Genomic DNA, 23,094 nt, shown 5'->3' with positions numbered 1-23,094 from the left:
AAAATTGATCAAGACAATGAAACAAATATCATCATTCATATTAGCAGGACTTATGCTGGTGGCTGCGTCCTGTAAAGAATCCGAGTTTACTGAAAGGTATGCGGATCCTGCAAAAATCTCCGAAACAACAATTGAGAAGCAGTATACCGGTATTATGTACACAAACCGGGAGTATGTATTGCCAGGTTACGGAAACTACTTTGTTACCTTGCGTACTACCCTGAACCGTTACAACCAGGCAGTAGGCTGGCCTTTTGAATCAGGCAACTACGTACCAGGTTCAGCTGGTGTACAGGAAGTTTGGTTTAATTACTATAACACCCTGGCACAATACCGTGAGCTTGAAAAGGTATACGCCAGCAAATCAGCTGACGAGCAGGCTAACAAAAAGATCTTTATGCTAACTGCAAAAGTCTACCTGTACGACTATACGCAGCGTGTTGTAGATCTCTTCGGAGCGATACCTTTTACAGAAGCAGGTATGCTCAGCGCTAACAATGGAGATTATGCAGCATCAAATGCAAAGTTTGATTCACCGGAATCAATCTACACGATCATGCTGGACGATTTGAAATCAATTGCCACCGAGCTGAACGGTATCACGCTGAATGCAGGATATCAGAAATCCTTCCAAACTTCGGATTTCATCAACAAAGGAAGCATTGACATGTGGAAGCGTTATACTAACTCGCTTCGCCTGCGAATGCTGAACCGCGTTTCTGCTGCTGCTGACTTCAAAGGACGTGCAACTACTGAAATGGGCGAAATCCTGGGTAACACCACTACTCTCCCGATCGTAGAGAACAACGAGCAGAACATCCAGATCAATGTTTATGATGTGAATACAGACATCAATTCAAAAGGATTTCAGGATGGTATCGCATCTGGCGGTGGCGACTGGTTTGGTAACACTGCCAGCAAAAAGATGATTGACCACATGAATGCCAATGCAGATCCACGTTTGAAAATTATTTTCGAACCTGGCCAGAATGCAAAAGGTGTTTATGCAGGTATTGATCCGCTCGCAACATCTTCGGTACAAACTGCGCAATACCAGGCAGGTACAGTGGCGATCTACAATCGTTTTACATTAAGCCACAATCAGTTTTTCCCTGGCGTGATCATCAACGCAGCTCAGGTAAATCTGATCAAAGCTGAATATTATCTGAACAACGGAAATGATGCTTTGGCAAAAACGGCTTACGAAACTGCTATTGCACAGTCGGTGGACTTCTACAATGATATCCTGGCTATTACCAATGCAACAGGTATTACCAATGCGGCTATTCCTGCACCTGCAACTAATGCGCAGATTACAGCTTACATCGCAGGAAATGGTGTTAACTGGTCAAAAGCGACTACTCCTGCTGAAAAGCTGAGCTTGATCGCTACGCAAAAATGGCTGCACTTCAACATTGTTCAGGCTTATGAAAACTGGGCAGAAGTACGCAGATTGGATATGCCGACGTTACAGTTCCAGGTTGATAATGCCAATAACCAGACAACTCCGCCTGTAAGATGGAATTATCCTGGCAACGAGGTTACTTACAACCCAACAAACTATGCGTCGGTAAGAGACAGCGACAAACTGACTCAGAGACTTTTCTGGGATGTGAAATAACGATAAGAATTAGATTTAGTTAAAAGCAGAAAGAGGCAGGCCGGTTGGCTTGCCTCTTTTTTGTTGCAGCTTATTGTTCTGCTACTTATCCTTTTTACGGTTGGTTAATACCAGCAGCTGAGGAAATGAAACAGTGCCGCGCGCCATCAGCTTGCTTACCTCGCCGATCGTATGAAAGTAGGAACCAAGCACAATGTCGATATCTCCGTCTTTGTCAAAATCCCCGGCTTCCATTGTCAACCATTTTCCTGCTCCTGCAAGTGGCGTGGAGGAAGCTTTGAAGTTCATTTTACCTTCATTGGAGAGGTATACAAATCCATGTGCGGGATTTTCCAGGTCATTGTAAAATGAGGTAGCGCCAATATCAATATCGCCGTCATTGTCGAAATCCCTCGCGATTGCTTTGCTTGCGCCGTAAAGCGGATAAAACCACGACAGTTTGAAATTATCCTTTCCGTCATTCAGGTAAATGCGCACGCCGTGGTAATTTTTAGGCACATTGGACAAGTCCCAGTTATCTCCATTTGTCAGCAAAATATCCTGAAACCCGTCTTTATTAAAATCGACCAGCTCAAAGTAGCTCATGCCGTACGAGGGCGGGAATTGCAGCAGCACCTTTTCCCTGAATTTTCCATTCCCAAGATTGTAGAAGATGGAAATTTCTTCCCTGGCCTGCGCCATTAATGCAATTACGTCGGGTTTTTTGTCTTTGTTAAAATCAAGAATTTGCGCGTGCCGGGCGCCGGGCAGCTCTTTTAAGATATGCTCTTTTGCAGGGTCAAAATTGTCCAGCCAAAACAGCTTTCCTGAATGGTTTCCAAATCCGCAGATCAATGCATCAGCCTTACCATCCATGTTCAGGTCCCCGCTTGTAAACTGTACCGGCCGCGGCAAAGACTGAATATTCACCAGCGACTGAGGTGGTACCGGCGCTTTTGAAACAGACATTAACCGGCCTTCCCGCCGCTCGGAAGGTGCGAAAACGCCTATTGTTAGCAGCCTGGGCGGGGCATTCAGAGGAAAGTCAATGTCAGTAGGTGCAGAGTCAATCCAATATTTTTCTTTCAAATGCAGGGTACTGTCAAGTACAAACAATGCCTGCTGATCGTCGCCGACGTACAGTTGCGAACTCCGCGGATCAAATTTGAGCAGGGTAGTTTTGGGGATCGCATTGTCGGAAACAGTTAGGTACTGTCCACGGAACAATGGAAGTGAGTCAGAGATAGGTAAGCTGGCCAATTGCGGCAGTGGTTCGGCTGGCGCTTCGTGGCGATAGTAAGCAACAATTTTCTCCCAATCTGATGGGGAGATCAATGCAGTTTCCGGGTAGATATTGAGTTGCCGGATTAATTTCTCCTCAGCAGGGAGCAAGTCGGCAAACGGGTTGTTGTCTGCAAAATGCAAACCGAGCCGCTGGCCCATATTGGGAAGTACGCTGTTGATCCAGGTGCTTTTGTCAAGCAATGCAGATTCGGGGAAAAGGTGGCAGCGCACGCAATAGTTTTTCGCAAGCTGCCTCCCTTCGGCAATGGAGTCTGTATTTTGATTTTGGGTAAAAACAACAGAATGCGCGTCCGGTGCTTTCCAGGCCACGTTTATGGACAAGCAAACAATCCAAACAAAGAAAGAAATGAGCATCCTTTTTTTGGAGTAAGCATTACGTTGTTATTGACCTACCAATTGATCGAGTGCTTTCTGTATTTTGTCATAACCAAATGCCGCCAACTCTTGCTGCATTCTTTGGGTTATCTCCGCAGTCTGCAAATTACCAATGCTGCCTTCGTGCGTATGTTTCAGCTCACGTGGAGGGTTGTAAGTTCCGTCACCAATTTCAGCGCCCACTTGGCGGTAAGCATCCCGGAAAGGTACCCCGCTGATCACCAATTCATTTACACGCTCCACGCTGAACAGCAGGTCGTATTTGGAATCGGCGAGCAGGTTTTCTTTCACTTTCATATTTTCGAGCATGAAAGCAGCTATATCGAGGCAGTCCAGGATTTCGTCAAAAGCTGGCATTAAAATCTCTTTCAGCAGCTGCATATCACGGTGGTAACCTGAGGGAAGATTGCTCAGAACCATTGTTATTTCCATGGGTAGCGCCTTCATCCGGTTGGTTTTGGCACGAAGCAATTCAGCCACGTCGGGATTTTTCTTGTGCGGCATAATGCTGCTGCCTGTTGTAAGATCGTCGGGCAAAACAATGAACCCGAAATTCTGACTATTGTAAAGACAAACGTCCATTGCGAGCCGGGATACGGTTGCTGCAAGAGACGAAATAGCAGTTAATGCAGCCTGCTCGGTACGTCCGCGGCTCATTTGCGCGTACACTACATTATAATGCATTCCCTCAAAGCCCAACAGTTCGGTAGTCAGCTGGCGGTTGAGCGGAAAAGAGGATCCGTAGCCGGCTCCCGAACCCAGCGGGTTGCGATTAGCGAGTCGATAAGCTGCATTTAGCTGAATAATATCGTCGATCAAACCTTCTGCATAAGCTCCAAACCAGAGTCCGAAGGAAGAAGGCATTGCAATTTGCAAGTGGGTATACCCCGGGAGAAGGTCGTTTTTGTGCCGTTCTGATTTTTGGATTAAAACATTAAAAAGCTTTTCCGTAGCCTGTACGACTTCAAACAAGCGGGAACGTGTAAAAAGCTTCATATCCACCAGCACCTGGTCGTTCCGGGAGCGACCGCTATGGATCTTTTTGCCGGTATCCCCCAGTTTTCTGGTCAGGAGTAGCTCTACTTGTGAATGCACATCTTCTACGCCGTCTTCAATCTCGAATTCGCCCTTTTGAATCTCTGCATAAATGTTTTTCAGCTCTTCTTTCAATGCTTTCAGATCGTCGCCTGTCAGCAAGCCGATGGTTTCGAGCATCGTCGCGTGTGCGATATTTCCAAGCACATCAAATTCTGCCAAATGCAAATCCATCTCGCGGTCTTTACCAACCGTAAACTTTTCTATTTTCTCAGAAGTGACTGTATTTTCCTTTTGCCAGAGTTTCAAAACAAATGTGGTTAACTGATTTGACGAGAACAATTCTTCAAATTTACTCCCAATCCAGGTTATACCGCAATAACAGTTTACAAAATTGAAGTTTCCCATTGATCTGAATCAAAATGGAAACAGGCGTTACTTTTCTCGCAGGATAGCGTCAAATGATCTTACCAATTATCATTTGTATGAGCTGGACGAGCATCTGGGTTCACATTGTTTTCGCAACCAAATACCGGAATCATTACCTGCATGACGGAATAAGAAAAAAGGTGTTTTTTCATATCAAGGAGAATGCTGAAAAGAAGGGCATTTACATTGACGTTGTGAATGGCTACTATGATCACGCACATTGTCTGGTGTGTCTCAGGCGGGAGCAGTCTGTTAGTAAGGTGGTGCAAATGATCAAGGGAGAGTCGGCCTGCTGGATCAATCAGAATAAATTGACAGCCAGTAAGTTTGTCTGGCAGGATGATTACTGGGCGGTCAGCGTCAGCGAGCGCCACGTCGCCAGGGTGAGAAATTACATCCTGAACCAGGAAGCGCACCACAGCAAACAAACTTTTATAGAAGAAATCAACCGCTTCGCCAAAAAATATAATTGGCCATCAATCTAGTTTCCGTCGGCTGAAGCCGACGGCTAGGGATTTTTTTGGCGGGCAGCTTAGCTGCGCCTATGCCAGTCTATGACCGTTCGCTTCAGCGAACGGCTTAGGGGTCATTCCGCGGACAAAATCCGCTTTACAGCGACGAAGCGCTTGTGGTAGTAGGATGCGTTTAGCAGGTCGTAGCGGATGCCGCCTTTGAAGGCAGAGTGGATGAATTTGACATAACCGGGCGAAACTTCCGTAATAATGCCTACGTGGCCAATGCGTTTGCTCTTGGTGCTTTCGCCTTTAAAGAAGATCAGATCTCCCGGCTTTGCATTGTCCAGGTCAATCACTTCGCCATGCTCGGCCTGGGCTGCGCTGGAATGCGGGAGTGTTACATTCAGTTTATCAAAACAATATCTTACAAAGCCTGAACAGTCAAAACCTTTTTTGGAAGTGCCGCCAGAACGATAGGGAATATGCAGGTGCTTGGTAGCAAAGGAGACCAGGGATTCAACACCGCCGAGCGAGTCTGACTTGGTTTCACGGGTAGGTAAACTTTTGCCAAAAGAACGGTTATCAACAGCATTAAGGAGTAATAATCCGGCAAAAAGGAAAACAAAACGCTTAACAATTGTCATGAAGGGTAGTAGGATATTAACTCTTAACTCTCAAACAATAGGTTCTATCGTTTTCGATCTTTGAAACGATATATTGTAAATCTAAACGCTTCTTTTTGAGTATCCTATATTAATTTTAACTAAAAAATTAGAATATTTTGTAAGTTGCTGATTTCAATGAGTTAAGCCGGAGGTCATTAAAGTAAAGCTTTAAAGGGCTTTTTGCCTACTTTTGTGGCAGAAAGGAACTGACCGATAATGACCCAGCAAATCAAAAATACCGACCGTTACCTGCAACGTGGTGTCTCCGCATCGAAAGAAGATGTACATAAGGCCATCGAGAAAATCGACAAAGGAATTTTTCCAAAAGCTTTTTGCAAAATAGTACCCGACACCCTCGCCGGTGATCCTGATTACTGTACCATCATGCATGCAGACGGCGCCGGAACCAAAACTTCCCTGGCTTACCTATATTGGAAAGAAACCGGCGATATCTCTGTTTGGAAAGGAATTGCGCAGGATGCGATCGTAATGAATACAGATGATCTGCTGTGCGTGGGCGCCACCGGACCTATGCTTTATTCTTCCACGATTGACCGGAATAAGAACCGCATTCCCGGAGAAGTAATCGCTGAGATAATCAACGGTGCCGAAGAAGTGCTCGAAATGCTACGGAGCTACGGCGTGGAAATTTACAGCACAGGCGGCGAGACAGCCGATGTAGGCGATCTCGTCAGAACAGTGACCGTCAATAGTACGGTAATCGCCAGAATGCGGCGCGACCAGGTGGTAGATAATGCGAATATCCGCCCAGGCGATGTGATCGTTGGTTTTGCTTCGTACGGTCAGGCAAGCTATGAAACGCAGTACAATGGTGGAATGGGCAGTAATGGGCTGACTTCTGCCAGGCACGATATACTAGGTAAATACCTCAAAAAATACTCGGAAAGCTTCGATCCCGAAGTGAATGAGGATCTGATTTACAGCGGCAGTAAAAACCTTACCGATTCGGTAGAGGGTACACCGCTGAATGTAGGTCAGCTGATTCTTTCTCCGACACGCACCTACGCGCCCCTCGCCAAGGCGCTGCTCGACGAGATCAGGCCGCAGATCCATGGCATGGTACATTGCAGCGGCGGAGCGCAGACCAAGATTCTACATTTTGTTGATAACCTGCACATCATCAAGGACAACCTGCTCCCCATACCTCCCTTGTTCCGCATGATCCGCGATGAAAGCGGTACCAGCTGGGAGGAAATGTACAAGGTTTTTAATATGGGACACAGACTCGAAATTTACCTTCCGGAGCAATACGCAAATCAGGCGATCGCACTGGCAAAGTCCTTTGGAATCCCGGCGCAGATCGTCGGTAGAGTGGAGCAGGCAGCTTCCCGCAAGCTAACGATCCAAAGCGAGTTCGGGACATTTACCTATTAGCAGATCAGAAACATTAAGGCAGAGCCTTCCGGTAAAATCCGGAGGGTTTTTTTGTGCCCGGCACGTTTTAAGAGGGTATAAGATTTGTAGTATAAGTTCTAGTTAATAGAAGTATTGTTACAATTCATCAACTAAATGATTGATTATGAAAAAACTTAAACAATTCAACTTCAATCTGCTCACTGCATTCTGCCTGACACTCCTATCACTTACAAATGCATTTGCGCAGATTCCCGACATCCGGATCGATGTTGACAATCCGGATATTACAGACCTGGACGAAGCTATGCAGCTCACGCACGCCGGCGATGGTTCCAACCGCATCTTTATCGCAGAGCGCGCGGGACTTATAAAGGTTTTTCTGCCCACAGCGCCTACAACACCAATTGAGTTTTTAAACATGAACAGCCCCTCGCCGCGCGTTGGCGTAGATGGCGAAGGGGGCTTGTTGAGCATTACTTTTCACCCCAACTTTGAATCTAATGGATACCTTTACACCTACTTTACTGATCTGGCGGGCGACCTGGTAATCGGGCGGTACACTGCCTCGGGCAATGCGGCTGCGGCGGGTTCCTTTTTTGAAATCCTGAAAATCCCGCATCCTATTAACAGCAACCATAATGGCGGCGCAATTCACTTCGGACCCGATGGATTTCTTTACGCATCGATTGGCGACGGCGGCGGACAAAACGATCCGTCCAACAACGGTCAGAACCTCAACAGTTTGCTCGGCAAAATTTTGCGGATTGATGTCAATGTGCCTGGCGGCGTGGCGCAGCCTTATCAGATACCTGCTGATAACCCTAGTTCCGGCAGTCCTGTTTTCGCCTCCGGGCTGCGAAACCCGTTTCGGTGGAGTTTCGACAGACTTACCGGCGATGCCTGGATCGGCGATGTGGGGCAGGGTGCAAAGGAAGAAATCAACTTCCGCGCAGAGGGAACTTTGGGTGGCTCCAACTTTGGCTGGCGGTGCTATGAAGGCGATATTCCCACTCCCAATATCGACCGCACGGGCTGTCTGCCTGCGTCTAGTTACATTGCGCCGATTTACACCTACGTCAATGGAGCCGCGCGGGGTAATTCGGTGATCGGCGGGCGGGTGTACCGTGGCACCAGGTCGCTGCTGATGCAAGGCTGGTACATCGGGACAGATTACTCTTCAGGCGAAATCCACAAAATCCTGCGCAGTCAATCTTACACCGGGTACCAGGAAGGTGAATTGGCCGGAACGAGGGAGATAGGAGAGGATGAATCGGGTGAGATTTACGCCGTAAAAGCCGACGCTGTTTTCAGGATTTTTGCAGACGAGCCACTGCCTGTAAAGCTGGCCAATTTTGAAGGTGTTAAAGGAAACGAAAGCATTAAGCTTACCTGGAACACAACAATGGAAGAGCGTTTCAAAGGGTTTGACGTGGAGTTTAGTATGAATGCAAAAACCTTTGAAACCGTCGGAAATGTACCTGCTGAAAATGCAGCCAACGGTACTAGTTACGTATTTTCGCATTTGACCAAAAATACCGGAAACCTTTATTACCGGCTCAAAATGATCGAAGCGGATGATAGCTACGAGCATTCAAGGATTATTATGGTAAAAACGGAGGAGTTCGCTCCTGTAAATACTTATGCGCGTCCTACGATTATCAGTAACAATGAACTTAACCTGGTGCTCGACCGCCCATTCCAGTCAGTGGAGCTGGTGAATGCAAAGGGACAGGTGTTCTTAAAAGAGGAAATCTCGGGTAAGAGCGGACCGGTAACCATTCCCATTCACGAAGCTGCGTCAGGACTTTACATTGTGCGACTGGAAAATGAAAATGGGGTTGTCCACGAGAAGGTATTGATCGCCGAATAAAATGGAAGTAAATCGTTCAGGAACATTCATTGTTAGCAGTGGTATGTTTTGTCTCACCCGCATTTACCGGTATGTTTTTTAGCACAATAAAAGATCTGCACCTGGTCAGCATCCAAAAAGCTGTTCGTTCCTGATTTAGAATGCATTTTCAAAATGGATGGATTAAAGTCCATTTAAAGACAGAAACACCTTGTTCACACAGCGAACAAGGTGTTTTCATTATACAACCCTAAAACCCAATTTGATTCTTGTGCTAACATACTGTACAAATATATGGAATATTTCCATTAAAAAGGATTATATCCAAAAGATATGATTTTGTGACTGACTTATTGGGTTGTTACCTTTTTGTGGAATTGCCGTAATGATAAAGTAAATACCATAAATCTTACTTAATCAAATTGGCTGATGAAAACACCTTTTCTATTCACATGGAGGTACATAGTTGGATCTCTCTTGATCTCGCCGTTGTTTTTACAAGTGGCATGTGCGCAGGAAGCTTTCCAGATAAAATGGTCAATGGACTACACGCAAGCAGGAACTTCAAGTCACGCTAACTTCACGCCTGTAAATGCAGCTTTGCTGGGAGGGGCTAATGCATATACGCTGCCGACAGTTTATAGTCCCGGCGATGCAATCGGCACAGGCTACATCACCCGACCCTGGCCCACCAGCTTTACTACGGCCCGGTCAATGGAGTTTGCATTCTCGGCCAATTCCTTCAAATACAGCATTACTTCTTTCACATTCCGCCTCCGCCGCTCCGGTACCGGCCCCAGCCAGATCAAAGTACGTTGCACCGCCGACCATTTTTCCACTGATATCGATGCTTTTCTGATCAGCAATACAAATAAGTTCAACACCTATGTTGTGCCGGTAAACTATTCATTTTTGTCTAACAATACCTTCTCCTTTCGTATATATGCATACAATGCGCCGAGTATTCACGGGGTACTCTGGTTTGATGAAATCATCGTAAATGGTCTGGTACACCCGATTATCCTGCCGGTTAGCCTGACCTATTTGAAAGCAACACCCGCCGAAGATCACGTGGACCTGCATTGGGAAACAGCCTCCGAGCACAACAGCAGTAGTTTTGTGGTTGAGAAAAGTGTTGACCTGATCCGTTTTGAAGAAGTGGGCCAGGTACCTGCTGCGGGGGAGTCGGCTGGGCATATTGTTTATTGTTTCAAAGATAACTTGCCCGCCGCGGGGCCGAGTTACTATCGCCTGCGTATGGTTGATCGGGATGGAAGCTTTGCATTCTCCCAGACTGTCGACGTATTAATGGAAAACAGCGGCGGCGCATTCATGCAGGTTATGCCCAATCCGGCTGATCCCGAAAAAATCATAATCAACCAAACTCCGGACGATCCTGAGGCACTCGTACTTACTACATCTGCCGGTATCAGGATTGCATTTGAATATCAGAAAACAGCAAATAACACGCTCGTTTTGCGGCCGTTAACCCGTCTTTCGCCAGGTTTGTACCTCTTGATTTATCAGAAAAATATTGGGAAAGAACATGTTAAAATACTAGTTCGGTAAAAGATTCTATGCTTAATTTGTGTATATAAAGCATAAAAGATGGTGCATAGCCATTTGCAATTCACAACGTTCTGAATATTTTAAAGGCCCGCAGCCAATGTTGAAAAAAGTGCAGCCGAAGGTTTGGTGGACAGCGCTCGCTGTCGTGGTGGTTCTGTTGATTTCCTGGGGATTAGTAAGAAAAAGAGAGCCGGAAACAGAAGAAGAAGTTGCTGTACGTGCCAAAGCAATGTCGGGGCTTGATCCCGTGATCATCAAAAATCCGGATGCAGCCACAGCAGAAAAGATCACCAGGATCGAGGATATTTTCAGGCGTAAAAAGCGGGCCGGCTTCAATGGAAATGTGTTGATAGTTCAAAAAGGTGAAATCCTTTACCAGGACTCTTTTGGTTTTGGCAACATCAGGGAAAAAGATACACTTACCAGCGCGTCCAGATTTCAGCTTGCGTCACTTTCCAAACCGTTTACCGCAGTAGCAGTATTGAAACTGATCCAGGAAGGGAAAGTTAGTCTGGATGATTCTGTGCAACGTTTCTTTCCTGACTTCCCTTATCATGGCGTTAAAGTTGATATGCTGCTGAGCCACCGGAGCGGGTTGCCCAACTACATTTATTCATTTACCGACAGCATCCGCCACGGCAAAAAGTATCCAGATAACCTGGATATCATGGACTGGTATGCCAAAGTAAAACCCACACCGACACCTTACAATCGTCCCGGCCGCTCATTCAACTATTGCAACACAAACTACTGCGTACTTGCAGCGATTGCCGAAAAAGTAACGGGCGAACCATTTGGCAAGTACCTCGACGATCAGATTTTCACCCCGCTGGGAATGGTCAATACCTTCCTGGTGACAGATACTTCCGCTACTGCAAGGAAATTCAGAACAGTGGGTCACCAGTTCGGCCGCCGTCTTGATAAGGATTATTACGATGAAGTAGTAGGGGACAAGGGATTATACTCCACGACGGGCGATATTTACAGGTTTTACAATGGCCTGACCAAAGGATTACTGATTGACAAGAAGCTGCTGGATGAAGCATTTCAGCCGCGTAGCTTTGAGCATGCCGGTATCCGCAACTATGGTTACGGTTTCCGGATGCACATTACAAAAGACAATAAGCCCCGCTTTATCTATCACGGCGGCTGGTGGAAAGGCTACAATACAATGCTCTGGGTTTCTCCCGAAGATGAGGCTGTGATCATCGTTCTCGGTAATTCCTACAACCGCTCGACTTACGATCTGAAAGAGTTGCTGGAAGTAATCCACGGCTCCGGTAAAATCGGAGACATTGAGAAAGACATCTAGCATTGTTTGAATTCGGCCACGAATTCAGGATATTTGCCGAAATCAACCAGTTCCCAGCCTTATGCCCGATTCTGCGTATTTTTTGCCGGCTTACCTGCTGCTGGGAGTACCTTTTCTGGGTTTTCTTTTGCTTTGGCTGGGCGGTAAAAAGCTGAATAATGCGGCGGGATACCTTGGTGCCGCAGCTACATTGACTGGCTTGATAATCAGCTTTTATTATGCTGATCCCAATGCAGTTCACATTGTGAGGTTCAACTGGCTGGTGATTGGAAATACCTCCATTGAACTCGCATTTCGCTTCGACTTCCTTACCTGTATAATGCTGACAATCGTGCATTTTGTGGCACTCCTGGTTCAGCTGTATTCCATTTCCTACATGCACGGCGATCGTAACCTGCACAGGTACTTCGCTTTCCTGCAACTTTTCCTTTTTTCGATGGTAGGGATTGTACTCGGCGGAAGCTTGCTCGTGATGTATATTTTCTGGGAGCTCGTAGGCTTGTCTTCCTATCTGCTGATCGGTTTCTGGTATTTCAAAAAGCGGCCGGTATGGGCGGCGCAAAAGGCATTTGTGCTGAACAGAATCGGGGATGCAGCCTTTTTGACGGGTATTTTAATGCTATTCTACTATACTGGTTCTACCGACTTTGAGGTACTTCCCACTGCCATTGCCGATCTTTCGCCCGGGCTGCTGACCGTAATCGGTCTGTGTCTTTTTGGCGGCTGCGTTGGTAAATCAGCGCAATTCCCGCTTTCGGGCTGGCTGCCCGATGCAATGGAAGGACCTACACCCGTTTCTGCATTGATCCACGCAGCTACCATGGTTGCGGCGGGCATTTTTCTGATGGCCAGAATCTCGTTCATGCTCACTTTTAAAGCAGAAGTGATTATCCTGATCATTGGCACGATTACCATGCTGACGGGCGCAGTGAAGGCGCTCAATGAATGGGATATCAAGCGGGTGCTCGCGTACAGTACCATGTCGCAACTGGGCCTGATGGTCGTAGCGATTGGTTTTGGAAGCTGGCAAACTGCAATGTTCCACCTTGCTACACATGCATTCTTCAAGGCCGGATTATTTCTTTCTGCCGGCTCCGTGATCCACGCAGTTACTCCCTCGGAAACAGATACTGCTTTTGATCCACAAGATATGCACACAATGGGCGGATTGAGAAAAAGTCTGCCGATCACATTCATATGCTTTTCTGTTTGTGCAGCGGCGCTGGCGGGGTTACCTTTCTTCTCCGGTTTCCTATCAAAAGATGCGATTATTACCGAAGGATTTCTTTGGGCCAAACTGGCTGGCCCGGTTGGATATATCTTTCCGCTGATCGTCATTTTCTCAGCCGGACTCACTGCTTACTATATGACGCGCCAGGTTTGGCTGGTGTTTTTTGGTGAAAAAAGATATACAGTCTCCGCTGCTGTCCACCCGCACGAATCGCCTGCTTTGATGTGGCTGCCTATGCTTTTGCTCTCGGTTTTATCACTTTTCATTTGGTTTTCGTGGAATCCTCTTGATGCAAATGGTTGGTTCCAGCATTTTCTTGGGCCTGAACATTCCGCGCATTTGAGCTGGGTGCCGTTTGTAGCCAGTGCAACTACATTCCTTTTCATTTTCCTGGCTTACAGCGAGACTAAAGCCGCAAATCCATTCCGTTTGGAATCAACCGGGCGGCAAACAGAAACAGGGAAAAAATTCGCATTCAACTGGCTGCGCGACTACTCGCGGGAGCGCTACTTTATTATACCTTTTGAGTTTGTTGCCAATACATTCAAAAGGTTTGAGAAAAGCTTTATCGACTTGGTTGTGGATTGGATAGCAAAGGGTAGCGTGGTTGCCGCCCACGTGATCAGCTGGATTGACAGGAATGTGGTAGACGGCGGGGTAAACCTCACCGTCTTTTCGATCCGCTCAGCAGGGAATGCAGCCCGGGGCCTGCAAAATGGCCGCATTCAATCCTATTACCTCGTGACTGTGGCAGGTTTATTTTTTCTGATATTGTGGCTTGTTCTGGCTTGATAGCGCCGGCAGAGCTTTAACTCAATTTTGATGATTGACCATATACTTTCCTTACTGATTGCAATTCCGCTCCTGGGTGCCGCTGCCGTGGCTGTGTGGCCCACGCAGCAAACCAGCCATTTCAGGATCATCGCATTGGTCGCCCTACTGCTCGAAGTGCTTGTTGTAGTAGTTCTGTACATCAGTTTTGATAATCAGAATCCCGGATTTCAGCTTTCCGAAACCAAAGACTGGATCACGCTACCGATCGGTTCCCTAGGGATCGTTTCCATTGATTATGCGCTTGCGATAGACGGGATCAGCTTTCCATTGGTTTTGCTGGCTGTGGCCGTTCTGCTGGTCGGCGTGATCAGCTCGTGGAATATGTCACAAAAAACACGCGCTTACTTCGCACTCTACCTGTTGTTGTCGGGCAGTGTGGTAGGTTGCTTCCTGGCGCAGGATTTCTTTCTCTTTTACCTGTTTTTCGAATTCATGCTGCTGCCAATGTATTTCCTGATCGGATTATGGGGCGGTCCACGGCGTGAGTATGCTGCGCTTAAATTCTTCATTTACACATTCTTCGGTTCGCTGCTGATCCTGATCGTGATGATCGGGCTCTATCTTTCCGTCATCGATCCGCTGGAAACTGCGCGGATGGTCGGCATTATGGGAATAGATGATGTAATCCATCCTGACCTGATCCCACAAATCCAGCAGTGGCTTATCGACGGAAAGATTGCACCTGAGCAAATCGTACACACATTCCGCTTCCAGTTTCTGGCTGATCCCGGCAATTACCTGCCCGGTTCGCTGCTGCATCTGGCTTCGCAATATTACATCGGCGATATTCCGCTCCGCTTGCTCGCATTCTGGTTGCTTTTCATCGGTTTTGCTGTCAAGCTGCCGGTAGTACCTGTTCATACCTGGCTGCCTGACGCGCACGTAGAAGCACCTACGCCGATTTCGGTGGTACTTGCGGGAATCCTGCTGAAAATAGGAGGGTACGGGTTTATCAGGATCGTAGATGGATTTTTTCCATTGGAAGCACAGTACAGCGCCATTCCGCTAGGTGTCCTCGGGATGATCTCGATCGTTTACGGCGGCTTTAATGCATTGGGCCAGACAGACCTGAAAAAAATGATTGCCTATTCTTCGGTCTCGCACATGGGATTTGTACTGCTCGGCATTGCCGCATTTACAGCTGAGGGGATCAATGGCGCGATTTACCAGATGGTAAGTCACGGGGTACTTTCGGCTATGCTCTTTTTACTCGCCGGTGTGGTTTATGATCGTACGCACGACAGGAAGATTGACAATTACCGCGGGTTAATTGGTGTGATGCCGCATTATACCGTTATTACCGGCATCGCATTCTTTGCTTCGCTCGGCCTGCCCGGTTTCTCGGGTTTTGTGGGAGAGCTGTTTACATTAATGGGTGCATTCCAGTCCGATCTGCTGCCTGCGTGGATTCCGGCACTCTCTACTTTGGGGATTGTACTCGCAGCGGGCTACTTTTTGTGGACTTACCAGCGCATGTTCTTCGGCTCGTTTTGGTATCAGAACGGAAACAATTCCGTTCTGACCGATCTTACAGCAAGGGAAAAGGGCTTGCTGCTGCCGCTGGTTGTACTCACGATCTTAATCGGGATTTTGCCCGGGATCGTGTTTGATATGACTGGCCCGACCATTGAAGCCTGGCTCGAAACAGTGACCCGGTAATAGCAACATTCCAGGTTAGTAATTCATCTGCCAAACAGCTGGTCCAGGCTGAACCTGCCTTTCTTCGACAATGCTTCAAGCCGCTGCTGTTGCTCCGGTGTGAGTACTTCGATCATTTCATTTCGTTTTTCCTGCGCCAGCATTCTTTTGTCGCGGCGCTTTGTATCGTCGCGTCTCGACAGCTTTCTTTCCATTCGGGCGTATCTCCGGTCAATTTTCTTCAACTGCTTTTGTTGTCTTTTACTAAGTTCAAGCTCGCTTGCAAAGCGATCCAGGTTCTTTTCCAGCCGCTTGTTGTTGAGCTTGCTGTTTGTTACTTCATCGTCAGTACGAATACTTTCTTTTTTACCAAAAACCTGTGCATGTACCGGGGTAACATAGCCTGCCGACCAGACTGACAATGCAATAAGACAAAGCAAAAGGACTTTTTTCATGAGCAAAAACAGATTAGAATGTTGCAGCTAATAACGAAAGCATGCATTGGAGAAATATAAAAATTCGATTTTTGATGCTAGTGGTGCAGGTATTGCCCGGTTAGCAGGCACGTTTCGGCAGAAATTTCTGAATCTGCTCTAAATAAATATCTTTTGTAACCGGGTATAGGTGGTATTATTTAACATCTTTACAGTAAACATTATTAGTTTTATTTCAAAGTTCACCGCTTTGGCCAAATTTTATTTCCTTCTTCTTTAAATTAAAATGAAAGAGAGTACTCCTCCGCAAAGACTTTTGTCCCTTGACACATTACGCGGTTTTGACATGTTCTGGATATCGGGCGGCGAAGAGATTTTTCATGTGCTGGCGAAAGTAACGGGCTGGTCGTGGGCTGTTTTCCTGGCACATCAGTTTACCCACCCGGATTGGAACGGGTTCCGTGCCTATGATCTGATATTCCCGACCTTCCTTTTTATGGCAGGCGTTTCGACACCTTTTTCACTCGGCAGCAGGCTCGAAAAAGGGGTACCTGCCAAAGAACTCCTTCGCAAAGTAGTGCAGCGCGGATTACTGCTGGTTTTGCTTGGTATCATTTATAACAATGGCATTTTCCAGACCGAATGGGAGAATATGCGGTACCCAAGTGTGCTCGCGCGCATTGGTCTGGCCGGTATGTTCGCCCAGATCATTTATCTATACACAGGTAAAAAGGCAAGGTGGATCTGGTTTGCAAGCTTGCTGATCGGCTATTATCTTTTTATGACGTTTTACCCCGTACCCGCCTGCGGGGCAGGTTTGATGACGATGGAATGCAATCCCGCCAGCTACTTTGATAGAATGCTGATCCCGGGCAGGCTGCACCTGACGATCCACGATCCGGAGGGACTTGTTTCGACGATTCCGGCGATTGCAACGGGCTTAATGGGTATTTTCGCGGGCGAGCTGCTAAGAACAAGCGAAGAAACGATGAGCAAAAACACCAAAGTGACCTATCTTGTTTTCGCAGGAATTATCAGTTTGCTCCTTTGTGTGGTTTGGGATTACTTTTTCCCGATCAACAAGAATTTGTGGACAAGCTCGTTCGTGCTTTGCGCCGGCGGTTTCAGCGTGTTACTGCTCGCATTGTTTTACTGGATCGTAGATGTACTGAACTATCGCCGCTGGACTTTGTTTTTTGTCGTAATCGGCATGAATTCGATTGTAATCTACATGGTAGGCAGGTTTATCTCTTTCGGTTACACAGCAGAAGCCCTTTTCGGAGGTATCCTAAGCTACTTCCCCGAACCGGTAGAAGCAGTAGGAGAGATCATAGCCTTCATCGCGGTACAATGGGCATTTATGTATTTATTGTTCAGGAATAAGTTGTTTTTGAAGGTTTAGGAGAAAGGGAGGAAAGGGAAGGGCTTTGTAGCCATGAACAGACCGGGCCGCCGGGGGGCGAAGGGTAACATGGTGCCTGCCCTTCGACTGCGCTCAGGGTGACAAAGCAGGCGACTGTTCAATCATTCAATCATTCAGTCATTCAAAATTGAAAAAGATGTCCATCCAGGTAACGAATCTCAGCAAAGTGTACGGGAGCCAGCGGGCTGTTGATGGGATATCTTTCTCTTTGAAAAAGGGGGAGATCGTGGGTTTTCTTGGTCCGAATGGAGCAGGGAAATCGACTACTATGAAGATATTGACAGGATACCTGAAACCTTCCGACGGGGTTGCTAAGGTGTCGGACTATGATGTGGTGAGTCAGCCAATGCCCGCGCGCCGTTCGATTGGTTACCTTCCGGAGCATAACCCGCTGTACCTCGATATGTATGTGACCGAATTGCTCCTTTTTTCGGGAAAGCTTTACGGCATGCATGGCGCCACATTGAATGCGCGGGTGGAAGAAGTTGTGGCGATGTGCGGACTGGAAGCAGAAAAACGCAAGAAGATCGGGCAGCTATCCAAAGGTTACCGGCAGCGTGTGGGACTTGCGCAATCGTTTTTGCACGATCCGCAGGTGCTGATCCTCGACGAGCCTACCACAGGTCTTGATCCCAATCAGTTACAGGAAATCAGAGAGGTGATCAGAACGGCCGGCCGGGACAAAACAGTACTTTTTTCAACCCATATCATGCAGGAAGTAGAGGCGCTCTGCGACCGGGTGATCATTATCAATAAGGGTAAGGTTGTCAATGACAGCTCACTGGAAGCATTGCGGCAAAGCGGGAGTTCGCTGGAAGAGACATTCCGTCATCTGACACAAACCACTACCAATTACTAGATAGTTGCCTCAACTATAATCAGAAAAGCAATTATTAGAATTGCATTAAAACGTGATGTTTGTTGCATTTGTTGAGATTCAAAATTGTTATTATTGTAACTACCGAAAAACTACAATGTCATTTTTGAAGTCAGATAACCTAACATTCCCTCTTTAAAGTCAGTGATTCCAGGTATGAAGAAATGGTTTTTAGACCGGTTTCGTGTTGTATTAAGCATTGTCATTCTCGTTTTTTTAAGCACGATGGTTTCCGTTGCATGGAAATACATGGGTGCCCGGGACACCAATGCTGTCGCTGCTCCCGAAAAGCTAGAAAAATCCGTAGCCAAAGCGCCTAAAAAGCGCGCCGATCCTGTTTTGGTACTACCCGAAAACGAGTGGGTTGACAGTACCCTGAAATCCATGAGCTCCGAAGAGAAGATCGGGCAGCTGCTGATGGTCGCTACTTTCTCCAACCGCGACGAATCACATTATAAATACATTGACAAGCTCATCGACGAGTACCACCTCGGCGGGCTGATATTTTTTCAGGGCGGTCCGGTTGCCCAGGCTTCCCTGACCAACAGGTACCAGTCACATTCCAAAATCCCATTATTCATTGGGATTGATGGAGAATGGGGACTGGGAATGCGCCTGGATAGCACGATTTCTTTCCCAAAACAAATGGTACTCGGCTCGATCCAGAACGATGAGCTGATTTACTTAATGGGCCGGGATATCGCAAAACAATGCCGCAGAATGGGCATTCACATCAATTTTGCGCCCGTATCCGACATTAACAACAATCCTGCAAATCCTGTAATTGGTATCCGTTCTTTCGGTGAAGACCGCGAGAATGTGACGCGCAAGGCGATTGCTTACATGAAAGGTTTGCAGCACAACCAGGTGATTGCAACTGCCAAGCATTTTCCCGGCCACGGGGATACGGATGCAGACTCGCATTTTACATTGCCAGTACTCAACCACTCAGTAGAGCAATTGCAGGAAACGGATATTTATCCCTACCGGGCGATGATCGCTGATAGTCTGATGGGCGTTTTGAGTGGACATTTGAATATTCCTGCGCTTGATAACAATGCAAATCAGGCGAGCTCGCTTTCTGAAAAAGTAATTACGGGTTTGTTGAGAAAAGACCTGGGTTTCCGCGGGCTGGTCTTTACCGACGCAATGAACATGAAAGGGGTTTTGAAAAACGGTAAAGCAGCTGACGTAAACCTGAAAGCACTTGTTGCCGGAAACGATATTCTTCTTTACCCCGAAAACATTGCAGAAACGATCACAAGGATCAAAGACGCGATTGACAAAAAGGTGATCAGCGAGAAGATCATCGACGATAAGGTAAAGCGTGTATTGCAGGCCAAGTACTGGGCTGGATTAAGCAATTATACCCCGGTTGACATCAACAATCTGTACGCCGATTTGAACAAGGAAAGCAGCAAAGAGCTTTATCGCGCATTGAGCGAAGCGGCTGTTACGGTTGTGAAAAATGACAATAACATCCTTCCGATCGGATCTGTACTGGATAATGGAATCGCGTCGGTGAGTATGGGAGAAGGCAGCAGCGTGGCATTTCAGAAAATGCTCTCGACCTACAAGCCTATGCGCTCCTATTCTTTCTACGACAGCCAGGCGTCGCAGGAGCAGATCAGTGAAATGTTGAATTACCTCAATCCTTATCATACGGTTGTAGTTGACATGCACGGCATTTCCTCCAATCCGGCAAGGAATTACGGCGTAACCAAAAGCATGACCGACTTTGTGAGTCAGCTGAAACAACAAAACGAGAAGGTAATCCTCTGCATTTTCGGTACACCTTATAGTATCGGCTTCTTCCCGGAGACGGACGCATTGATTTGCGCCAATCAGGATGGGAAAGACCAGCAGGAGATCGTTCCTCAGATCATTTTCGGTGCATTGAGCTCGAAAGGCAAGCTGCCGGTTTCGGTACTGGCCTACAAAGCAGGCACCGGCGTTTTTACCACGGCCATTAACCGCATTGCATTTGGTACGCCGGAGAGTGTGGGAATGGATGCGGCTTCTTTGAAAAAAATCGATGAGCTCGCTACTGCTGCATTGAATGACCACATTTTTCCCGGCTGCGAAGTACTGGTGGCGAGAAAAGGTAAGATTGTTTATGACAAACAGTTTGGCGGGTTGAATTACCGGACCGGCGAGAGAGTGACGTCAGAAACCATTTACGACCTGGCTTCCCTGACCAAGGTGTCGGCCACATTGCAGGCTATTATGCTGCTTTACGACCGCAAGCAGATCAATCTGGATGAAAAAGCTTCGGCTTACCTGCCGGAACTGGTGGGTACCAACAAGCAGAACTTCACGATCAGGGAGCTGTTGCTGCACCGCTCGGGTCTGGTGTCATTTTATCCGCCGCTTTGGGACCGTACTAAGACCAGTGGGGGAGGCTTGCTGCCGGAATATTACAGTGCAAAGGCGGATACTGCCTATTACCTGCAGGTAGCGCCCAAGTTGTTTGCAAAACCCGCATTGCGCGATTCGGTGTGGAAATGGGTGATTGAATCTCCGATGAACAACCGCCGCGAGCGCTCGGGCAGCTACGGTTATCTGTATAGCGACCTGGGTTTTCTGACATTACAGAAAGTTGTGGAGCGCGTTACCGGTCAGCCACTGGATATATTTGTTGCGGCCAATATTTATGAGCCGCTGGGGCTGGGTTACCTCGGCTTCAATCCGCTGCGCCGCTTTTCGGAAAAGCAGATTGCGCCGACGGAACAGGATTATAGGTTCCGCGGACAGTTGTTGCAAGGGACAGCCCACGATCAAATGGCGGCGATCATGGGCGGTGTGGCGGGACACGCGGGTTTGTTTGGTACTGCACGCGATCTGGCGGTTTTATTCCAGATGAACCTTTGGAAAGGTAGCTACGCCGGCAAGCGTTATTTTGAACAGGCGACAGTCCCACTCTTTTCAAGAGTTTATGATGAATCCTATCACCGCGGACTAGGGTGGGACAAAGCCCCGCTGGATGGAAACAGCTCTTATGTTTCGCCTCTGGCTTCGGTGAATTCATTTGGTCACACAGGCTTTACGGGAACGATGGTTTGGGTGGATCCGGAAGAGGATTTATTGTTTGTTTTCTTGTCAAACAGGGTCAATCCTGATCCTGAAAATACGGGTATAACAACGCACCGGACGCGCCGAAAAATCCAGGATGTGGTATACCGTTCTTTGCTGGAAAGGAAAAGTCAGCTTCCTTAAAGTGGTGGGAGTGTATTTGAAAAATATCTCTAACTTTACCAATTAAAAAAGGTTAGCGGAAAGATATTCAGATTGATACATGAAAAAACCATTTACCCTTCAAAGTGCCCTATTCACGTTTTTAGCCACATTTTTCTACGCGGCAACAGCTTTTGGACAAACCACAATTACAACAGGAGTATTAAGCCCGACCACTGTTTGCCAGGGCGGCGAAGTGACTGTCCCATTTACAGCAACAGGCACAATACCGCTGCTCACAACTTACGAAGCACAGCTTTCTGACGAAACTGGTGCTTTCGGTGCAACAGCCACTAAAATCGGCTCGTCGGATAAAAGTCCGATTACTGCTACAATTCCTGCCGCCACGGCTGCGGGTGCAGCTTATAAAATTAGGGTGGTTTCAATATTGGCCGCTGCAATAGTAACCGAAGGAACCGAAAGTGCAGCATTAAAAATCAATGCAATTCCGGCGGCTCCTGTTGTAACTGCCGAAGTTATTATTGGCCAGGGTGAAGCAGCAACCCTCACCGCCGCCGGAACCGATTTACTATGGTATGATGCTGAGACCGGTGGAAATGGTACTGCAGTCAAGCCGACTCTGGATACAAATGTCCCTGGCAAGAAAAGTTATTTTGTGTCTCAAACAGTGGGCTCTTGCGAAAGCGAGCGGGCCGAGATTGTAGTGACAGTTATCGCTTGTATGGCACCTGCAGCCCCTGCTGTGTCTAATGTTAATCAGCAAGTGGGCGATGATGAAAAAGCACTGACTGCAGTAGGAACCGGGCTCAAATGGTACGCTGCTAAAACGGGCGGCGATGCCCTGCCTGCGGCTCCAAAACCATCTACTGCAACTGTTGGAAAAACGAGCTATTTTGTGTCTCAAACAGTAGATAAGTGTGAAAGCGAACGTGCTGAAATTATAGTAACAATATCAGCTTGTACGCCACCGGCTGCACCGAAAGTTGCCAACGTAAATCAGCAGGTTGGTGACGATGAAAAAGTATTGACAGCCGAAGGAGCCGGGCTTAAATGGTATGCTACCAAAACTGGCGGAGACGCTCTGACTAGTGCCCCTAAACCATCTACTGCAACAGTTGGTAAAACGAGCTATTTTGTTTCGCAAACAGTTGGCGGCTGCGAAAGTGAGCGCGCTGAAATTGTGGTAACGATTACAGCATGTACCCCACCGGATGCGCCAACTGTCGCTAATGTTAGCTATACAGTAGGCGATAAAGCAACCGCACTTTCCGCCACACCAGCAACCGGACTACTTTGGTACGCGGCTGTAACCGGCGGAACCGGTTCTTCTACTGCGCCTACTCCCCTTACCACGAGCGCGGGAACAACAAAATATTACGTATCGCGCACAGTCAACAAATGCGAAAGTGCAAGAGCTGAAATTGTTGTTACCGTAACAGCTTGTACGCCGCCGGATGCGCCGACAGGACCGAATGTAAGTTATACAATAGG

Annotated in this window: 15 protein-coding genes and 1 pseudogene; 12 read left to right on the top strand and 4 right to left on the bottom strand. The window is 47.4% G+C overall.

Going from position 1 to position 23,094, the window contains the following annotated elements:
• Positions 1-16: 16 nt before the first annotated feature.
• Positions 17-1,621, top strand: coding sequence for a SusD/RagB family nutrient-binding outer membrane lipoprotein (locus tag ACTIE6_RS13820; protein ID WP_439557199.1), 1,605 nt, complete (start codon positions 17-19; stop codon positions 1,619-1,621).
• 81 nt (positions 1,622-1,702) lie between these two features.
• Here the strand turns inward: ACTIE6_RS13820 and ACTIE6_RS13815 are convergent, their stop codons facing one another.
• Together ACTIE6_RS13815 and argH are read right to left on the bottom strand one after the other, a co-directional pair.
• Positions 1,703-3,214, bottom strand: a complete 1,512-nt coding sequence (locus ACTIE6_RS13815; RefSeq protein WP_439557198.1) for an FG-GAP repeat domain-containing protein — start codon at positions 3,212-3,214, stop codon at positions 1,703-1,705.
• Between the two features lie 72 nt (positions 3,215-3,286).
• Positions 3,287-4,624, bottom strand: a complete 1,338-nt coding sequence (gene argH / locus ACTIE6_RS13810; protein ID WP_439557197.1) for an argininosuccinate lyase — start codon at positions 4,622-4,624, stop codon at positions 3,287-3,289.
• A 176-nt stretch (positions 4,625-4,800) separates the two neighbouring features.
• Between argH and tnpA the strand changes: the two genes are divergently transcribed.
• Positions 4,801-5,229: an IS200/IS605 family transposase gene (gene tnpA / locus ACTIE6_RS13805; RefSeq protein WP_439557196.1), complete on the top strand. Its 429-nt coding sequence runs from the start codon at positions 4,801-4,803 to the stop codon at positions 5,227-5,229.
• A 101-nt stretch (positions 5,230-5,330) separates the two neighbouring features.
• On the opposite strand, the gene ACTIE6_RS13800 is transcribed toward tnpA, so the two are convergent.
• Positions 5,331-5,843, bottom strand: coding sequence for a C40 family peptidase (locus ACTIE6_RS13800; RefSeq protein ID WP_439557195.1), 513 nt, complete (start codon positions 5,841-5,843; stop codon positions 5,331-5,333).
• 237 nt (positions 5,844-6,080) lie between these two features.
• Here ACTIE6_RS13800 and ACTIE6_RS13795 point away from each other — a divergent pair, with 237 nt between their 5' ends.
• The 6 genes from ACTIE6_RS13795 to ACTIE6_RS13770 all read left to right on the top strand — a co-directional run bounded on the left by ACTIE6_RS13795 (position 6,081) and on the right by ACTIE6_RS13770 (position 15,695).
• Positions 6,081-7,259 (top strand): AIR synthase related protein, encoded by a 1,179-nt coding sequence (locus tag ACTIE6_RS13795; protein WP_439557194.1) that lies wholly within the window; start codon positions 6,081-6,083, stop codon positions 7,257-7,259.
• 145 nt (positions 7,260-7,404) lie between these two features.
• Positions 7,405-9,111, top strand: coding sequence for a PQQ-dependent sugar dehydrogenase (locus ACTIE6_RS13790; protein ID WP_439557193.1), 1,707 nt, complete (start codon positions 7,405-7,407; stop codon positions 9,109-9,111).
• A 519-nt stretch (positions 9,112-9,630) separates the two neighbouring features.
• The gene (locus ACTIE6_RS13785) at positions 9,631-10,659 is read left to right on the top strand and encodes a T9SS type A sorting domain-containing protein (RefSeq protein WP_439557192.1); all 1,029 of its coding nucleotides are present in this window, start codon (positions 9,631-9,633) and stop codon (positions 10,657-10,659) included.
• Positions 10,660-10,756: 97 nt separating this feature from the next.
• Positions 10,757-11,971 carry a serine hydrolase domain-containing protein gene (locus ACTIE6_RS13780; protein WP_439557191.1) on the top strand — a complete coding sequence of 405 codons (1,215 nt, stop codon included), beginning with the start codon at positions 10,757-10,759 and terminating at the stop codon, positions 11,969-11,971.
• A 61-nt stretch (positions 11,972-12,032) separates the two neighbouring features.
• A complete protein-coding gene (gene nuoL / locus ACTIE6_RS13775) occupies positions 12,033-13,994 on the top strand; it encodes an NADH-quinone oxidoreductase subunit L (protein WP_439557190.1) in 1,962 nt (653 codons plus the stop codon).
• 30 nt (positions 13,995-14,024) lie between these two features.
• Positions 14,025-15,695, top strand: a complete 1,671-nt coding sequence (locus tag ACTIE6_RS13770; protein ID WP_439557189.1) for a complex I subunit 4 family protein — start codon at positions 14,025-14,027, stop codon at positions 15,693-15,695.
• A 23-nt stretch (positions 15,696-15,718) separates the two neighbouring features.
• On the opposite strand, the gene ACTIE6_RS13765 is transcribed toward ACTIE6_RS13770, so the two are convergent.
• Positions 15,719-16,129: a hypothetical protein gene (locus tag ACTIE6_RS13765; protein ID WP_439557188.1), complete on the bottom strand. Its 411-nt coding sequence runs from the start codon at positions 16,127-16,129 to the stop codon at positions 15,719-15,721.
• Positions 16,130-16,394: 265 nt separating this feature from the next.
• Here ACTIE6_RS13765 and ACTIE6_RS13760 point away from each other — a divergent pair, with 265 nt between their 5' ends.
• The 4 genes and pseudogenes from ACTIE6_RS13760 to ACTIE6_RS13745 form a co-directional block, all read left to right on the top strand.
• Complete coding sequence (locus ACTIE6_RS13760; protein ID WP_439557187.1) at positions 16,395-17,510, top strand: acyltransferase family protein; 1,116 nt, start codon at positions 16,395-16,397, stop codon at positions 17,508-17,510.
• Between the two features lie 157 nt (positions 17,511-17,667).
• Positions 17,668-18,390, top strand: a complete 723-nt coding sequence (locus ACTIE6_RS13755; protein WP_439557186.1) for an ATP-binding cassette domain-containing protein — start codon at positions 17,668-17,670, stop codon at positions 18,388-18,390.
• A gap of 174 nt (positions 18,391-18,564) precedes the next feature.
• Positions 18,565-21,624 carry a glycoside hydrolase family 3 N-terminal domain-containing protein gene (locus ACTIE6_RS13750; protein WP_439557185.1) on the top strand — a complete coding sequence of 1,020 codons (3,060 nt, stop codon included), beginning with the start codon at positions 18,565-18,567 and terminating at the stop codon, positions 21,622-21,624.
• A 79-nt stretch (positions 21,625-21,703) separates the two neighbouring features.
• Positions 21,704-23,094: pseudogene (locus ACTIE6_RS13745) on the top strand (hypothetical protein); the annotation flags it as partial.

It is taken from the genome of Dyadobacter sp., assembly GCF_051859145.1.
Taxonomy (GTDB): Bacteria; Bacteroidota; Bacteroidia; order Cytophagales; family Spirosomataceae; genus Dyadobacter.
This window is presented reverse-complemented; position numbering and strand designations above follow the sequence as displayed.

Coding starts and splice junctions, on each gene's coding strand:
- ACTIE6_RS13760 (WP_439557187.1), top strand. CDS start 16,395: ATGAAAGAGAGTACTCCTCCGCAAAGACTTTTGTCCCTTGACACATTA.
- ACTIE6_RS13770 (WP_439557189.1), top strand. CDS start 14,025: ATGATTGACCATATACTTTCCTTACTGATTGCAATTCCGCTCCTGGGT.
- ACTIE6_RS13790 (WP_439557193.1), top strand. CDS start 7,405: ATGAAAAAACTTAAACAATTCAACTTCAATCTGCTCACTGCATTCTGC.
- ACTIE6_RS13785 (WP_439557192.1), top strand. CDS start 9,631: ATGGACTACACGCAAGCAGGAACTTCAAGTCACGCTAACTTCACGCCT.
- ACTIE6_RS13800 (WP_439557195.1), bottom strand. CDS start 5,843: ATGACAATTGTTAAGCGTTTTGTTTTCCTTTTTGCCGGATTATTACTC.
- nuoL (WP_439557190.1), top strand. CDS start 12,033: ATGCCCGATTCTGCGTATTTTTTGCCGGCTTACCTGCTGCTGGGAGTA.
- ACTIE6_RS13795 (WP_439557194.1), top strand. CDS start 6,081: ATGACCCAGCAAATCAAAAATACCGACCGTTACCTGCAACGTGGTGTC.
- ACTIE6_RS13820 (WP_439557199.1), top strand. CDS start 17: ATGAAACAAATATCATCATTCATATTAGCAGGACTTATGCTGGTGGCT.
- tnpA (WP_439557196.1), top strand. CDS start 4,801: ATGAGCTGGACGAGCATCTGGGTTCACATTGTTTTCGCAACCAAATAC.
- ACTIE6_RS13750 (WP_439557185.1), top strand. CDS start 18,565: ATGAAGAAATGGTTTTTAGACCGGTTTCGTGTTGTATTAAGCATTGTC.
- ACTIE6_RS13765 (WP_439557188.1), bottom strand. CDS start 16,129: ATGAAAAAAGTCCTTTTGCTTTGTCTTATTGCATTGTCAGTCTGGTCG.
- ACTIE6_RS13780 (WP_439557191.1), top strand. CDS start 10,757: ATGTTGAAAAAAGTGCAGCCGAAGGTTTGGTGGACAGCGCTCGCTGTC.
- ACTIE6_RS13755 (WP_439557186.1), top strand. CDS start 17,668: ATGTCCATCCAGGTAACGAATCTCAGCAAAGTGTACGGGAGCCAGCGG.